Origin of the sequence: Pseudomonas luteola NBRC 103146 (assembly GCF_002091675.1) — a bacterium.
Taxonomy (GTDB): Bacteria; Pseudomonadota; Gammaproteobacteria; order Pseudomonadales; family Pseudomonadaceae; genus Chryseomonas; species Chryseomonas luteola.
Genome location: NZ_BDAE01000015.1, coordinates 121,183 through 137,006 on the forward strand (window position 1 = coordinate 121,183; position 15,824 = coordinate 137,006).

The 15,824-nt window shown below is 54.4% G+C and carries 11 protein-coding genes; 5 read left to right on the forward strand and 6 right to left on the reverse strand.

Annotation, left to right across the window (positions count from 1 at the left end; all coding sequences use genetic code 11):
• Positions 1 to 18: 18 nt before the first annotated feature.
• The 4 genes from PLU01S_RS16550 (at position 19) to PLU01S_RS16570 (ending at position 5,028) form a co-directional block, all read left to right on the forward strand.
• Positions 19 to 903: a LysR family transcriptional regulator gene (locus PLU01S_RS16550; protein ID WP_074824293.1), complete on the forward strand. Its 885-nt coding sequence runs from the start codon at positions 19 to 21 to the stop codon at positions 901 to 903.
• Positions 904 to 1,105: 202 nt separating this feature from the next.
• Positions 1,106 to 1,291, forward strand: a complete 186-nt coding sequence (locus PLU01S_RS16555) for a hypothetical protein (protein WP_019367020.1) — start codon at positions 1,106 to 1,108, stop codon at positions 1,289 to 1,291.
• Positions 1,292 to 1,666: 375 nt separating this feature from the next.
• Entirely contained in the window at positions 1,667 to 2,671 is a 1,005-nt protein-coding gene (locus tag PLU01S_RS16560; RefSeq protein WP_074824296.1) for a DUF2167 domain-containing protein, read from the forward strand.
• 1,166 nt (positions 2,672 to 3,837) lie between these two features.
• Entirely contained in the window at positions 3,838 to 5,028 is a 1,191-nt protein-coding gene (locus tag PLU01S_RS16570; RefSeq protein ID WP_074824302.1) for a sugar transporter, read from the forward strand.
• A 46-nt stretch (positions 5,029 to 5,074) separates the two neighbouring features.
• Here the strand turns inward: PLU01S_RS16570 and PLU01S_RS16575 are convergent, their stop codons facing one another.
• The gene (locus tag PLU01S_RS16575; protein ID WP_074824309.1) at positions 5,075 to 7,483 is read right to left on the reverse strand and encodes a helicase-related protein; all 2,409 of its coding nucleotides are present in this window, start codon (positions 7,481 to 7,483) and stop codon (positions 5,075 to 5,077) included.
• A gap of 316 nt (positions 7,484 to 7,799) precedes the next feature.
• On the opposite strand from PLU01S_RS16575, the gene PLU01S_RS16580 reads away from it, so the two are divergent.
• Positions 7,800 to 8,210 carry a septal ring lytic transglycosylase RlpA family protein gene (locus PLU01S_RS16580; protein ID WP_074824311.1) on the forward strand — a complete coding sequence of 137 codons (411 nt, stop codon included), beginning with the start codon at positions 7,800 to 7,802 and terminating at the stop codon, positions 8,208 to 8,210.
• A 76-nt stretch (positions 8,211 to 8,286) separates the two neighbouring features.
• Here the strand turns inward: PLU01S_RS16580 and PLU01S_RS16585 are convergent, their stop codons facing one another.
• The 5 genes from PLU01S_RS16585 to PLU01S_RS16605 form a co-directional block, all read right to left on the reverse strand.
• The gene (locus PLU01S_RS16585) at positions 8,287 to 9,537 is read right to left on the reverse strand and encodes a serine hydrolase domain-containing protein (RefSeq protein ID WP_074824314.1); all 1,251 of its coding nucleotides are present in this window, start codon (positions 9,535 to 9,537) and stop codon (positions 8,287 to 8,289) included.
• Between the two features lie 387 nt (positions 9,538 to 9,924).
• Positions 9,925 to 11,169, reverse strand: coding sequence for a ribonucleotide-diphosphate reductase subunit beta (locus tag PLU01S_RS16590; protein ID WP_019367027.1), 1,245 nt, complete (start codon positions 11,167 to 11,169; stop codon positions 9,925 to 9,927).
• A 304-nt stretch (positions 11,170 to 11,473) separates the two neighbouring features.
• Complete coding sequence (locus tag PLU01S_RS16595) at positions 11,474 to 14,389, reverse strand: ribonucleoside-diphosphate reductase subunit alpha (protein ID WP_019367028.1); 2,916 nt, start codon at positions 14,387 to 14,389, stop codon at positions 11,474 to 11,476.
• A gap of 680 nt (positions 14,390 to 15,069) precedes the next feature.
• Positions 15,070 to 15,471, reverse strand: coding sequence for a YbaN family protein (locus PLU01S_RS16600; RefSeq protein ID WP_074824317.1), 402 nt, complete (start codon positions 15,469 to 15,471; stop codon positions 15,070 to 15,072).
• 15 nt (positions 15,472 to 15,486) lie between these two features.
• A partial coding sequence (locus PLU01S_RS16605) for a YecA/YgfB family protein (protein WP_139803985.1) occupies positions 15,487 to 15,824 on the reverse strand: 338 nt, incomplete at its 5' end.

Consider the following 15,824-nt stretch of genomic DNA (forward strand, 5'->3'; position numbering starts at 1 on the left):
GGTATCGCTTAGACCGATATGAATCTTTCAATAGAAGCACTCGAGTCGTTTGTTCATGCCGCATCCAGTGGCTCGTTCAGCGCGGCAGCGAGGGCGCTTGGTAAAAGCCAGTCGACCATCAGTGAAACCATTGCCCGCATTGAAATAGAACTGGATGTTGAGCTCTTTGTTCGTGGCGCTCGCCAGCTGACATTGACCGAACCTGGGCGTAGCTTGTTGGGGTATGCGCTGGAGACGCTATCGGCGATAGACCGATTGAAATGTCACGCGGCTACCTTGGGCCGCGGGCAGGAAGCCAAGCTGACACTGGTACTGTCAGATACCTACCAGCAGAGCCAATATGAAGCGCGTCTTCACGAATTGGACCAGCGCTATCCTGATCTGGAGTTCGAGTGCTTTTTTGCCGAACAGGCCGATGTGCTGGATCTGATCAATCAAGGCCGCGCCAACCTGGGGCTATTGGCCGCTCAACCGGAATACGGGCCGGATATTGCGCACTCCCGGCTGCCTTACTATTCCTCCTTTGGTCTTTTTGTCAGCCAAGTGCATGCCCTTTCCCAGAAAGCGGTAGTTGAACCTCAGGACCTTGCTCACTACCGCATGCTGCGTCTGAGCAGCGTTGTCAGCAGTGATCTGGACGATGCGACCCTGCCTGTACACAGTACGCGATGCTGGTCGACTCCAGACTACCTGCTGTTGCTGGAAATGGCGGCGTTGGGCTTTGGGTGGGCCGCGTTACCCAAGGGGTTGGTCGAGTCCCATGCGCAGGGGCGGGTGCATGAGTTGGTCATGAATGGCTGGCCCAAGCAGGTATCGGTGGATGTGGTGTGGTCGCGTAAACAGCCGCTTGGTCCTGCTGCAGCCTGGCTGCTTGAGCGTCTTACACAAACGAATAGATCTTGAAGGATGCGTACTACTCAGGCAGCCGCAAAGAGGAGGGGCATCCAGTAAATCAATCAAAAGAATACAGCGGATCGTAACCTGCCAGTTATCGGCAGAGGGTTCGCTCATCGGCTAAACGAGAACTGTTTGAGGGATGTAATGGACAGAGTAAGTAAGCCGGCTTACGAACCATCCCATTTATAGCCTTCATGAGGGAAAGCCCATGAGCGATCTTGAACTCACTGCACAAATCATCCGCTCGCTGATGAAAGAGCTACGGGCAGCACGTGATCATGACAGTCAGCAACTGATTGTCAGGCAGTTGCATCGTTTGACCGATCATCTGACTACTGAGAATCGTTATGAAATCAGTCGAATCCTGGCCAAATCAGAGGCTTACGCCGCTTAACCGCACTGTACCGTTTTGTCAGTCGCTTTGTTCGCGCTGAACATGAGTATCGCTAGCACAACACCACGAGGGTGTGCCTGTCCCCAGGCGGGACGGCCACCTCTCAGCTAGGTACATTTCAGGACCAATCTGGCTGCGCGGTATGGCTCCAGTTCATCAACTCATGACGCATCGTCCAGTCCGGCTTTTAATCGTGCTGGCCCAACCTCTGCTCTTCCAATCGTCTGAGCCTTGAAGCGGTTGTGTCAACCTGTAGCTATCGGCAAGGTTGTGTTTGACCACATGTATCAAAAAATTTCGTTGCGCCGCAGCGTCTTTGTAGGGCTGATGATATGATTGCGTTTGGATAGCACAACATATCTTCATGGAGCTTTTATGCCGATCAAGGAACTGATCCTGGCCAGCCTTTTGGCTGTGGCCGTTATTCCTGCCGCTTATTCTGCCAATCCACAGCCTGAACCCGTCAGCGCCGCGCCTGCTACGTCAAACGCTCAAGAGCTGGCGGTGGATAGGTTCCTCAAGTCGCTGAACTTCAAGACGGGCAAGATCGTCCTGAATGGCAATCTTGCAACGCTTGATCTGCCTAAAGAGTTCGTCTTTCTGAACAGTAAGGATGCCGAGCGTGTACTGGAAGCTTGGGGCAATCCTCCCAGTCAAAACCCGCCCATGGGGATGGTGATGCCTGCCGGCATTTCGCCGTTCGAGCGCGAGTCATGGGGCATGACGGTCTATTACGAAAAAAGCGGCTACGTATCTGATGAGGATGCGGCTGACATCGACTATGCCGACCTGCTGAAGGACATGCAGCAGGATGTTCGCGATGGCAACAAGGCGCGTCAAGAACAAGGGTATGAGCCGCTTGAGCTGGTAGGCTGGGCTGCTACGCCGCGTTACGACAAGGAAGGCAAAAAGCTCTATTGGGCTCAAGAGCTCAAGCTAGGCAATGATACCGAGCATGGCCTCAACTACGATATCCGCGTACTGGGCCGTAAAGGCGTATTGGTGCTGAGTTTCATTGCTGGGATGGATCAGCTGCCTCAAATCCAGAAAAGCGCGCCTGCCGTCCTGGCAATGACCAATTTCAATGACGGTAACCGTTACGCCGATTTCAATCCTGACATCGACAAGGTGGCAGCTTATGGCATAGGCGCACTGATTGCAGGCAAGGCGGCGGCCAAGTTGGGAATTCTGGCTGGAGCGCTATTACTGTTCAAGAAGCTGTGGATGCTACCCATGCTTCTGATTGGTTGGGTATTCAACCGGTTTCGGGGTAAGAAAAAGAGCGAGCCCGTAGCGTCGACTCCGGTCATGAATGAACCTGAGACCCCAGCCAGGACTGTCATGGACATGAACAGCTCCGAGACAGACGACAAGAAGTAACGCTTAACCTATCCGCCGGATCGGATTCCTGGTCTGGCTGTAGCGTGGCGGGCCATCAAGCAGTCAACGCAGTTTCCCTGAATCTATGCAATGACCTACCAGCCAGCAGAACATCCTGCTGGCTGAGTATCGCCGCGTATGCAGTCCGGTGAGTCAGTGAAAACAAGAAACGTTGTGCCCTGTTTAATGATCACTTTGTTCTGCTTGGTAGGTTGCACCCATACCTTTGAAGCAAAAGGTAAGACGCAAGTCTATGAAGAGGTTTTTCCGACAGACTTTGATAATGCGCATAAAAATCGGCTAAGGACAGGCCCTGCTACCATCCTGTTCGGGCCAATGCCCTGGTGGTACACCTCCATAAGATTGACGGCTGGGACTTTTCGCTCAGCGCGAAGGTGTACCGTGATGCCTATCTCGGTCAGTCATTCACCGTGTCTGGAGAAGAGAGCACGTTACCTTACAATTTGAAGGTGAGTTGGACGCGCCATAACACCCATCTTTTCGAACAGGAAGACCAGGTAGGCTGTACCACTTCAGGCATCTGCTCCCATGAGGTCACTCTACTGGAGTGTAAATCCGGCAAATCCCATTCAAGCGGAAGCACGGGCTATCACAGGCATGAAGATGATGAGCGTTGCGATAAAAAGACCCGTTACGAAGCAGGCTTTTATTCCAACTGTCCAGGCATAAGGACCGATTTAAATCGGTATAAGACATCCAACTATACCGTTACGGTCGACTTTATGGATTCGAAGAGACCACAAATAAAGCTAGGCCAGTTCACTGGCGAAACGCAGTATATGGCGGACTCTATCGAAACCCTGTGTGAAGGCCACTGCTTCTTGTAGCAAGACAGCCCCGCATTAGAGCGTGTCCGCTAATAAGCTATCGTGAGAACTACATTGAGCCGATGAATCAGGTCTTTTGGAACGCCTGATGATATTGTGAGTCGATGTTACTAAGCGTATCATTTGTGTTACTTAGTTTCCCATCTAAGCTCTGCAGTTCTTCCTGAATAACATATACGCCATACGCGGCCAGTGATGCTGCGGGTGGTGTGTTGTCGTTTCGGGTCTAGTGGCATTGGATGGCTAAGCTTCAGGCAGGCAGTTCCTAAACTGCCGGACCAAGACTCATCCTGTAAACCAGAAGACTAGATAGTGCTGATGAATACCTCTGTTGATTCACGCGGCGGTGCCTGGCTTGGCGTAATTGCGCTGGCGCTGGCAGCCTTTATCTTCAATACCACTGAATTCGTACCGGTGGCGCTGCTCAGTGACATCGGCAAAACCTTCGAGATGTCGCCAGCTCAGGTGGGCATCATGCTGACCATCTATGCCTGGGTCGTGGCGCTCATTTCGCTCCCCATGATGCTGTTCACGCGTAATATCGAGCGGCGGCGGCTGCTGATTCTGGTTTTTGCAGTATTCGTCGCCAGTCATATCCTATCGGGCTTCGCCTGGAGCTTCACTGTATTGATTGTGAGCCGTATCGGCATCGCCATTGCACATGCGGTCTTCTGGTCCATCACGGCGTCGCTGGCTGTACGCATTGCTCCTGAGGGCAAGCAGACGCAGGCTTTGAGCCTTTTGGCAACCGGTACGTGTCTTGCCATGGTCCTGGGTATTCCGCTAGGGCGGGTGTTGGGAGAAACCCTGGGATGGCGGGCAACTTTCGTGGCGATTGCGGTCTTTGCTACCGGTATAGTGATCTGGCTGGCCAGGGCATTGCCGTTGCTGCCAAGCCATAATTCCGGTTCCCTGAGCAGCTTGCCCGTGCTCTTCAAGCGGCCTGCCCTAGTCTGTATCTATATCCTGACAGTGCTCGTGGTAACGGCCCATTTCACAGGTTATAGCTACATTGAGCCCTTCGCTCAGGAGATCGCCCATCTGAGTGGAAACATGACAACGGTTCTGCTGCTCCTGTTTGGTGGCGCTGGTGTCATAGGCTCCGTCCTGTTCAGCCGGTACAGCATCATGTATCCCAATGGCTTTTTGATCTCGGCCATTGCGGGTATCACCATCTCTCTGTTGGTGCTGCGGCCGTTTGCCCAGCACGCCTATCTATTAGGCGGGCTGAGTGTCGTCTGGGGCGTTGCGATCATGTGTTTCGGTCTTGCCTTGCAAGCCAAGGTGCTAGCGCTGGCCAAGGATGCCACTGACGTGGCGATGGCCCTGTTCTCGGGTATTTATAACATTGGAATTGGCGGTGGGGCCCTTATGGGTAGCGTTGTAGGGACTCAGCTTGGGCTCATCCATATTGGTGTCGTAGGCGGTCTGCTGGCATTTGCCGGTTTGGCGTTCTGCTACATCATGACACTCAGGTTTTCCAAGCAGCTCAACGCCAATCCGCTATAAATTAAGTGATGTGCCGAGGTGCCTGCTGGCTCTCGGCACATCACTGCTAACGGCCACGCGCCGAGCGAGACGCGCGTCTTCCTTCTGCTTCTCCCTGCTTTTCACGTCCGCTCTGATTTCCTCGTCCCAGGCTTGAACGACGAGGGCGTTTGCGCCTGGAGAGCTCTCGTGTAATGGCTTCGTTCAGCAAGGTGCGGTGCTCTTCACCACGCTCGATGTCCGGGAAATATTCCGGTAATGTACGTGCAAGGTGCAGGTAGGTCTCCACGATATGCAGCGAGCTTTCCAGCGTTGCAAGATCTGATTCAAGAATCAGGCGTGGCAGCTCAATGACCTTTTCTTGGGCAACCTTTTTCAACCAGTGTTGTGCAAAGCTGCTGGCAGGGCTTTCCAGGCCTCCCCGAATAGGAGTGCAGGCGAAAATCCAGCGTAGCCAGAGGGGAATGCGTGGATCATCGATTGCCTTGATCCAGTCAGCCAGCTCATCGGGCAATACAGATACAAACGCATCGCCATAATTGATGTTTCGGTTGAACGTCAGCCACGCTCTGAGCAGGCTGGGTTCATTCATCAGCTCGGAAATGGCTTTCAGGTGATCGATAGAAGGCCGCACCTGAAACTGAGACAAGTCTACTGGCTTGTCGGGACTGTTGAACAACCGTTTGATGGACTTGAGTACGTGTGGCTCCAAGGCAGTGATAACGCCTTCGTCATGATGGCCAAAGCGTCCGGCGCGCCCGCCAATCTGCTTGACCTCCTGTACGTTGAGCTGCCGCACCTGAATGCCGTCAAACTTTTCATCCGTGTAAAAGCACAGGGTATGGGCCGGTAGGTTAAGGCCCATGCCCACCGCATCGGTTGCTACCATGATGTCTGCTTCACCTTCGCGAAACCGGCGTGCCTGTTCGCGCCGTACTTCTGGAGACAAGGCACCGTAAACCACCGAAACCGTTTTGCCTGTCATCTCCAGCATTGCCTTGAGATCCAGCACCGTACGACGGCTGAAAGCCACCAGCATCGATCCGGGCTCCAGATTCTTCAGGCTGGTAGAGTGTCTCGAAACCTCGACAGGGGAGAGCCGCTTGGTGCGCTTGATGATCAGGCGGTCTTCGCACAAGTCGCATAGCGTTTTTAGGGATGGCTCGATCAGCGGTGGCCCAGTCATGATCAACTCAGGCGTATAAGCGCTGACGAGCGCGTCTACCCAGGCCCAGCCTCGTTGCGAATCGGCCATCATCTGCACTTCATCCACCACGACCACATCCCAGCGCTTCTGGCGAAAGCGTGCAAACTCCTCAACTGTGCAGCAAAAATGCGTCGCACCTTCCCGGATAATTTCTTCTTCACCGGTTACAAGCGAGCAGGGTATGCCCATGGACTCGATGCGCTCCTGATTTTCCAGGGCCATCAGGCGCAGCGGTGAAAGGTAGATACCGTGGGTAACCGAAGTCATCGCTTCTATGGACTGGTGCGTTTTGCCACTGTTGGTAGGGCCGAGCAGGGCAATCCACTTACGCGTTAATTGGCGAGCCGGATACAGCTTGTGATAATGCAAAAAGCGCGGATCATTCTGCAGGAGCGTAGCGAAGGCCATTTTCTCCTTGTAGTTGCGCAACGTACTACGAATCGTCTTGCGCAGCCGACCGGTGTCCTGCATGAACAGCTCTGTCAATCGATGCTGACCCAGTTGCAGCAGGTCAAAGTCGCCAGCTTCTTCAAGGACCATATTGAACTTGGCCAGAACTTCCTGCCGGTCTTCATCCTTCAGGGTCAGGACTTCTTCCTCGCTGAGAATATGGCCTTGGTTTGCCGGTATCCGGCGCTGTATATCCAATGCCAGATCGCCGTGGCGCAACTCAACTACAAAGCGCAGCTCATGGCGAACCTCATTGATGATCTCGACCGCATGTTCCAGAAAGTCATCAATACGTGAAAGCTCCGGCCGTAGCCGCTCAAGCACTTCCAGTCGATCGTCTTCGCTCATCTCCCTGAACGGGCGCTCCAGGATGCGTAGCCGCTCCTGCACATAATGCTCCATAGCTTGCCGAGCCTGATCCTCGAATGCCTCATGAGAATCACTGTCTTCCAGGCGTAACGTCCACTCTGGCTCGATCAAGAGCTGTACTGAACCCAACGAGACGATCTTTTCAGCGCCAAAAATATCAATAAGGCACCTATAGTCGCTGCTGTCGCGTAACAAGATACGCCCTAGCAACCGCTCTGGATCAGGCTCATCCATAGTCGCCTCGATGGTGCCGGCATCTAGCCCTAACCAGAAACCCTTAGCGGCACGACCCAGGTTGGGAATGGCATACCCAATATAGGGCTTGTACCACTCTTCCTGATGATGCTTCTTGGGGGTGAAATCGGGATACCGCCCGGTTGCCCACTCAATAAACCGCTTGAGACGTTCAAGGCGGAGCGCTTTACGCTGTCTATAGTCACCTTTAGGCATTGCAGGGACTTCCCGAAAATCAGTGAGTTATGACGTTAGGACAAGATTGTGCGGTCTTTGGTCGTTTCATGCGACTGATGGAGGGCTGAGAAAGAGAGCAAGCAACTGAGCAGCTCATCACAAATGTGATGTTAGGGTGCCATCTTCAAGAACGGCTCAACTATCGCTGCACTCAAACCTTTGTATGCAGTAAGACCTGATCCAGCCAGTGCTTTTGCTTTCCAAAAACTAAGGGTTGCCTGAATAGATGCACGCCGCGATTGGATAACCAGGCGCAGCATTTACAGGCAGACCAATAATAAAGAAGGGTTCAAGCATGCTTATCGATTCAAAACGTTTGCTGCTGTTCTTCTGTCTGCTAGTGGGTTGCGTGGCCTGCCAGGATAAAAAAGCGGAGGCCGTTCCAATCAAGGAGGCGAAGCAAGCGCCCAAGCCATTCGAACAGAAGGGCAAAGCTTCATACTACTCCCAGAAGTTTCATGGCAGAGAAACGGCCAGCGGTGAGACATTCAATAACAACACGCTGGTCGCTGCCCATAAAACGCTTCCTTTGGGCTCCAAAGTACGTGTCACCAATCTGGAAAACAACAAACAGGTGGTGGTGCGGATTACCGACCGGGGCCCCTTTATCCGTGGCCGCATTATCGACTTGTCTCGCGCGGCCGCTAAGCGGGTCGACCTGGTGGAGAACGGCACAGGGCCAGTCAAAATCGAGCGAATCGATTAAAACCCAGAGGTGTAGGACCTAGGGCATTTGCTCAAAGAAAGCTTTAAGCAAACGCCCTCAAAACTCTATTCAAATGTCAGCGCAGCGCTTTAATTGCAGCGCCCAAGAATGCATAGGTCTCCATTTCCTGCTTATCCATTTCGGGTTTAGGCCAAGCGCTCCACACCACGGCAACGACACCTTCCTTACGGTTGATATACAGGAACTGCCCAAAGATCCCTTGTGCCTCGAACGCTCCGCCCTCATGGCCGGGCAGGGCGTGGGTGCCTACAGGGAATGTCCACCATTGATAACCATAACCCAAGGGATACTCGCCCTCGTATAGCTTTCCGGGAGCCAGATAGGATGCTGGGTCTACACGAGTCGCCTGATCAATCCAGCCCGCCGGCAGGATACGCTCACCGTTGATCACACCATCATTGAGAATGAACTGCCCAAAACGACCATAATCCCTCAAGGTAGCCGAGAAGCCGCTGCTGCCGATTTCCTGGCCTGCTCTTGCGTCGAGCTGCCAAAAGGCGTCGCGCTCCATACCCATACGTGCCCAGATACGCTCGGAGAGATAGTCACTCGTAGTCATGCCCGTTACGGCATGAACCAACTCACTCTGAAGGTGCGACTCACCGGTGCTGTACTTGAAGGCTGTACCGGGCGCCGAGGCACGCTTGAGTCCTGACAATTGCTTTAACAATTCGCCGGGCTTATTAGCGAGCTGAAGCTCAAACATTCGACGCCGATCCGACGTGGGATCACGATAGGTTTCGTTCCAGGCAGCCCCTGAACTCATCTGCAATACCTGCTCTATCGTCACGTTGTCATAGGCGCCACCCGATAGTTGTGGCAGATAACGTGCAATAGGCTCCTTCACACTCTTGATTCGCCCCTGTTGTACCGCCGCTCCAACAAGGGAAGAGGAGATGGATTTCACTACGCTGAATGACGTCCAGCGCGTCTCTTTTGTATTTCCCAGGCCGTACCGCTCAAGAGCGATTTTGCCGTTCTTGATGATCAACAACCCACCCACGTAATTGCGTTGCATGAACTCATCAACACCCAGCGTGCCATCATCCGTTTGGTAGCACACATTGATCTCGTGCTGGCGTGGCAGCGGATAAACTGCCGGACCGCGGTGTACCTCGCGTGTGAAGAAGAGCTGATCCATATGCCGATACGTTCCGGGCTGGTAAGCCGGCGGTAAATCATAAAGATCCTGAGCGCGCCCAATTAGCTCGGGTTTAGACGTTTGGGTATCGGCCTGTGGTGTAGAGCAGCCTGCTATAAACAAGGCAAGAAGGGAGAGGGCGGCAGTCTTTGGAATAATTGTCATGACTATTCTCGCAGTGGCTATGGAGTAGGCCCGCGTAAAGCGCAGCGGTAACGGCTGACTGCTAAGAGCTGACTACAAGCGGGACGGTTCCTGAGAAGGTGTGACAAATACCTTAGGATGGGTTGAGCGGAGCGATATCCATCCCTTGTTAAGCAGGACCATCCTCACTTAATTGATTAAGTGAGGTTTAGATGCGCTGCAGAATGATTGCCGAGGGACATGCCGCTCGGATCTAATAAGCTAGTCTCGTATAGGGAAAGTAAAAGCAGCAGAAGAAGGCTTAATGATTAGTTTTTATAAAAAGCCCCGCACTAGGCGGGGCTTTTATTAGCTTGCTTCTAACACCTATACCGGCGTAAGACCAATTTTTGCTGGGGCAAGAGGCTATCAATCCCAGCTCAACGCCCCGCCAGTCTGATACTCAATCACGCGTGTCTCGAAGAAGTTCTTTTCTTTCTTCAAGTCCATGATTTCGCTCATCCACGGGAAGGGGTTAGTAGTACCTGGGTACTCTTCCTTCAGGCCGATTTGGGTCAGGCGGCGGTTGGCGATGAACTTCAGATAGTCTTCCATCATGGCCGCGTTCATGCCCAGTACGCCGCGGGGCATGGTGTCGCGCGCGTATTCGATTTCGAGCTGAGTGCCCTGAAGAATCATCTGGGTGGCTTCGTCCTTCATCTGGGCATCCCACAGGTGCGGGTTTTCGATCTTGATCTGGTTGATCATGTCGATGCCAAAGTTCAGGTGCATAGACTCGTCACGCAGGATGTACTGGAACTGCTCGGCAGTACCGGTCATCTTGTTGCGGCGGCCCATGGAAAGGATCTGGGTGAAACCGCAGTAGAAGAAGATGCCTTCCAGTACGCAGTAGTACGCGATCAGGTTCTTGAGGAACTGGCGATCCGTCTCGGGTGTGCCGGTCTTGAATTCCGGATCAGAGATGGAGCGGGTGTACTTGAGGCCCCAGGAGGCTTTTTTCGCAACCGATGGAATCTCATGGTACATGTTGAAGATTTCGCCTTCGTCCATGCCCAGGGACTCAATGCAGTACTGGTACGCGTGGGTATGGATCGCCTCTTCGAACGCCTGCCGCAGGATGTACTGGCGGCACTCGGGGTTGGTGATTAGGCGATATACGGCCAACACAAGGTTGTTGGCAACCAGGGAGTCGGCGGTGGAGAAGAAGCCCAGGTTACGCTTCACGATGCGGCGCTCGTCTTCAGAGAGGCCGTCAGCGCTCTTCCACAGGGCGATGTCCCCGGTCATGTTGACTTCCTGCGGCATCCAGTGGTTGGCGCAGCCGTCCAGGTACTTCTGCCAGGCCCAGTCGTACTTGAAGGGTACGAGCTGGTTCAAGTCGGCGCGGGCATTGATCATTTGCTTGTCGCCTACCTGTACACGGGCAGCGGAGCCTTCCAGATCATCCAGGCCTTCTTGAATGTCGAGATCGTTCAGTGCGGCCTTGGCGCGGGCTACGGCGTCAGAGTCGGCGGCATCTACGGCGCGTGCTTCGTTGGCAGCAGCACCGCCTACGCTATCCAGTTTTTCCAGCGGCATGTCGCCGTCCTGCTGTGCAGTGGCAGGGGTGGCGGTTGCTTCTTCGTCTTTGTCGAATTCGTCCCAGCTCAGCATGGTGTGTTCTCCTGCTTGAGGACCGGCACTCGGCCAGTCGGTAAAATCTAGATGTCTTTTAGAGTGCACATGGGGCACGGTGTTTGATCGGACGTCACACGTTTAAGCAGCGGATGACTGTACTATGTGGTTACGCCCCAATCATGCCTGCTCTGCCAAGGTGAGCCCCTGTAATCATGCTCAAGGCAGGGACAGGCCAATCGGTCTCGTGAGGCCGACTTTCAGTACTTGTTGTGTTTGGATTTACGTTCGGGGAGGGTGGTAAACCCCTCCCCGAATCCTCTCCGAAGAGAGGGCTTATGGCTTACTGACAGGCTTCGCAGTCGGGGTCGTCGATGCTGCAGGCCTTGGGCACTGGTGCCGGAGCCGGAGCGGGTGCCGCCTCGGCTTTTTGTGCTGGCGCCGGTGAGGCACTGGCTTGTACGCCGGTGATCGGATCCGCACTAACGGCATTCAGCTTGCCGGTGTTGATGGTGGACTTCTCGGTGCTGGTAGCAGCCAGGGCACGGAGGTAATAGGTGGTCTTCAGACCACGGAACCACGCCATGCGATAGGTCACGTCCAGCTTCTTGCCCGAGGCGCCAGCGATGTAGAGGTTCAGGGACTGTGCCTGATCGATCCACTTCTGACGGCGGCTCGCTGCTTCCACGATCCAACGGGTTTCGACTTCAAACGCGGTAGCGTACAGGTCCTTCAGGTCTTGCGGGATGCGCTCGATCTGCTGGACGGAGCCGTCGTAGTACTTGAGGTCGTTGACCATGACTGGATCCCACAGGCCGCGTGCTTTCAAGTCACGCACCAGGTAGGGGTTGATCACGGTGAACTCGCCCGACAGGTTCGATTTCACGTACAGGTTCTGGTAAGTCGGCTCGATGGACTGCGATACGCCGGTAATGTTGGCGATGGTTGCAGTCGGCGCGATGGCCATGATGTTCGAGTTACGAATACCCTTCTTAACGCGCTCGCGAATCGGCGCCCAATCCAGCGTCTCGGACAGGTCGACTTCAATGTACTTGGAGCCACGCTCTTCGATCAGCATCTTTTCAGAGTCGATCGGCAGAATGCCCTTGGACCACAGCGAGCCTTCGAACGTCTCGTAGCTGCCACGCTCGTCGGCCAGGTCACAGGACGCCTGGATCGCAAAGTAGCTGATCGCTTCCATGGACTTGTCGGCGAACTCGACGGCGGCATCTGAGCCATAGGCGATGTGCTGGAGGTACAACGCATCCTGGAAGCCCATGATGCCCATGCCCACCGGACGGTGCTTCAGGTTGGAGTTGCGAGCCTGAGGAACCGAGTAGTAGTTGATGTCGATAACGTTATCGAGCATGCGCACGGCAGTCTTTACAGTACGGCCGATTTTCTCGATGTCCAGCTTGCCTTCGACGATGTGGTTCACCAGGTTGATCGAACCCAGGTTACATACAGCGATCTCGTCCTTGTTGGTGTTCAAGGTGATCTCGGTGCACAGGTTGGAGCTGTGAACCACGCCCACGTGCTGCTGCGGGCTGCGCAGGTTGCATGGGTCCTTGAAGGTCAACCAGGGATGGCCGGTTTCGAACAGCATGGACAACATCTTGCGCCACAGATCCTTGGCCTTGATGGTCTTGTACAGCTTGATCTTGCCGTATTCGATTAGGGCTTCGTAATACTCATAACGCTCTTCGAATGCCTTGCCGTACAGGTCGTGCAGATCCGGTACATCGGAAGGGGAGAACAGAGTCCAGTTGCCGTCATCGAATACACGCTTCATGAACAGATCCGGAATCCAGTTCGCGGTGTTCATGTCGTGAGTACGGCGGCGGTCGTCACCGGTGTTCTTGCGCAGCTCGAGGAACTCTTCGATATCCAGGTGCCAGGTTTCCAGGTACGCACAGACGGCGCCCTTGCGCTTGCCGCCCTGGTTAACGGCTACGGCGGTGTCGTTCACTACCTTCAGGAACGGAACAACGCCCTGGGACTTGCCGTTGGTGCCCTTGATGTAGGAGCCCAATGCACGTACCGGAGTCCAGTCATTACCCAGGCCGCCCGCGAATTTGGACAACATGGCGTTATCGTGAATCGCGCCGTAGATGCCCGACAGATCATCCGGGACGGTAGTCAGGTAGCAGCTGGACAGCTGTGGGCGCAGGGTGCCGGCGTTGAACAGGGTCGGTGTGGACGCCATGTAGTCAAAGCTGGACAGCAGGTTGTAGAACTCGATTGCCCGCGCTTCCTTATCGGCTTCCATATGGGACAAGCCCATGGCGACGCGCATGAAAAACAGCTGCGGCAGCTCGAAGCGGGTACCGTTGCTGTGCAGGAAGTAGCGGTCGTACAGCGTCTGCAGGCCGAGGTAGGTGAATTGGCCGTCACGCTCGTGGTTGATCGCCTTGCCCAGCTTTTCCAGGTCGAAGCTTGCCAGTTTCGGGTCCAGCAGCTCCAGCTCTACGCCTTTGGCAACGTAGGCGGGCAGGGCTTTGGCGTACAGGTCGGCCATCTCATGGTGAGTGGCGCTTTCTGCAACGCTTAGGAAGGACAGACCTTCCGCACGCAGGCTGTCGAGTAGCAGGCGGGCTGTAACGAAGGAGTAGTTCGGCTCGCGCTCAACTAGCGTACGCGCCGTCATGACCAGTGCGGTATTAACGTCTTTTTCGGCTACGCCGTCGTACAGGTTCTTCAGTGTTTCGCGCTGGATCAGCTCGCCGTTGACTTCGGCCAGGCCTTCACATGCTTCGGAGATGATGGTGTTCAGGCGACCCATGTCCAGCGGAAGCAGAGTACCGTCAGCCTTGGTTACGCGGATGCTTGGATGCGGCTCTGCCACTTCAGCAACGGCGCGCTTGCGCTCCTGGGCACGTGCTTCGCGATAGATCACGTAATCACGAGCCACTTTTTGTTCGCCGGCACGCATCAGAGCCAATTCGACCTGATCCTGAATTTCTTCGATGTGAATCGTACCACCGGAAGGCATGCGACGCTTGAAGGTCGCTGTGACCTGCTCGGTCAGACGCTTTACCGTGTTATGGATACGTGAGGAGGCCGCAGCAGTACCGCCTTCAACGGCCAGGAATGCCTTGGTGATGGCAACGGTGATCTTGTCGTCAGTGTAGGGAACGACTGTGCCGTTACGCTTGATGACACGCAGTTGGCCGGGAGCAGTGGCCTTGACGTCCAGGTTGTTGTCGTCGGCCGGGAAGCCGTCGGTCGTTGCTTTCTCGCGGGACAGATCAGTCTGCATGCGGGTTCGTCTCCTAACGTTATAAGTACGATGGAGCCTCTACGGCTCCTATCTTTAAGCGTTTTGCAAAACGGCGCCGGGTTGGCTTTGCAAAACGCTCACACCAGACACGGCTTATGGCCAGGCCCGTTAATCACTCAAACATGAGCCATAAAGCGTTAAAGGCTCAAAAAACGATTCAATACCAGCCGGCGGCTAACCACATCATGTAGTGGTAGGGGCTGTATGGGCTTCGGGGAGGAATAGCGGGTTGGCTGGTCTCCGAAGCTGCGTCAATCGTCATTGAAAAAGAGCTTCGACCAACCGGAGGCTGAACGCTTGACGGGTTGACAAGTTTTACTTTGTCTAGTGTCCGGTTGCTCGGCGAACCCCAATATATAGGGATGTTCGTTAAAGCGAGGTACAAGATAATGCGCTAGCGGCTGCTTTGCAAGTTGATAAAACGCCACAGCCTGTGGATAAAAAGTGGGTAATTTTGGGATATGTCGACGCAGGTCGCATGGCTTCTGAGGTTCGCCGTCAGTCGCGTTTTCCGCATCTTTTCGTCAGAGCAGGCAAATGAAATTTCGTTCAAACGTTAACACTATATGTAGTGGTGCTTTTATGACTGGATGCGATAGAGATAAGCAAGAGAAGTCAAGTAGAAAAACGCTTCTTTAAGAGCAATAAAATGAGTCCCGCTAAGGGACGGGACGAGTCTTCTGACGAAGGATGTAGATTGTCACGCAGGCCGAGCTGACCACCATGAACACGCGTGCCCAGAAATAGGGTACTAGCCAGCTGGAGATTCCAATACTGATCCACATGGTGAAAATGGCGTAGATTTTTCCCTTGAGCGGAATCCCTTCACCCTCCAGATAATCCTTGATCCAGGGGCCTAGCCGAGGATGGTTGACCAGCCAGCCATAGAAGCGCTCCGAGCTGCGCATAAAGCAGCCCGCTGCGAGGAGGAGAAAAGGGGTGGTTGGTAAAAGAGGCAGAAAAATGCCAATCACGCCCAAGGCAACACTGACCCAGCCCAGCGTCAGCAGGCTATAACGGACCCAGGGCCGCCGGCTGACGCGTACATCTCGTTCAGGCATTCGATGTTGAGAGCCTCAGTGACGAGGCTTTAGCAACGCTGGCTTTTCTTCAGGGGCATGGCACAGCAGGAACAGCTGCGTCAGGATTTCCGGAATCTGCGAGACCATGTTGTCGACCAGCTCAGGGTCTTCAGCGATATCGCTGAATTCAGCCTGTTCTTCGAAAAGGCCTGAACCAACCATGATGGGCAACAGCAGCTCGCTGACTTCTTCCTCGGCCTGCTCGAACCAGACGGCTTCACGCAGGAAGACGCCTTCCATGAATCCGATACACCAGCCGCGCAGGTCGGAGTCATCTGGATCGTCGCCTAGCTCCAAGTCGCATGGAAGCTCAAGCTCCTCATCGCTGCCCA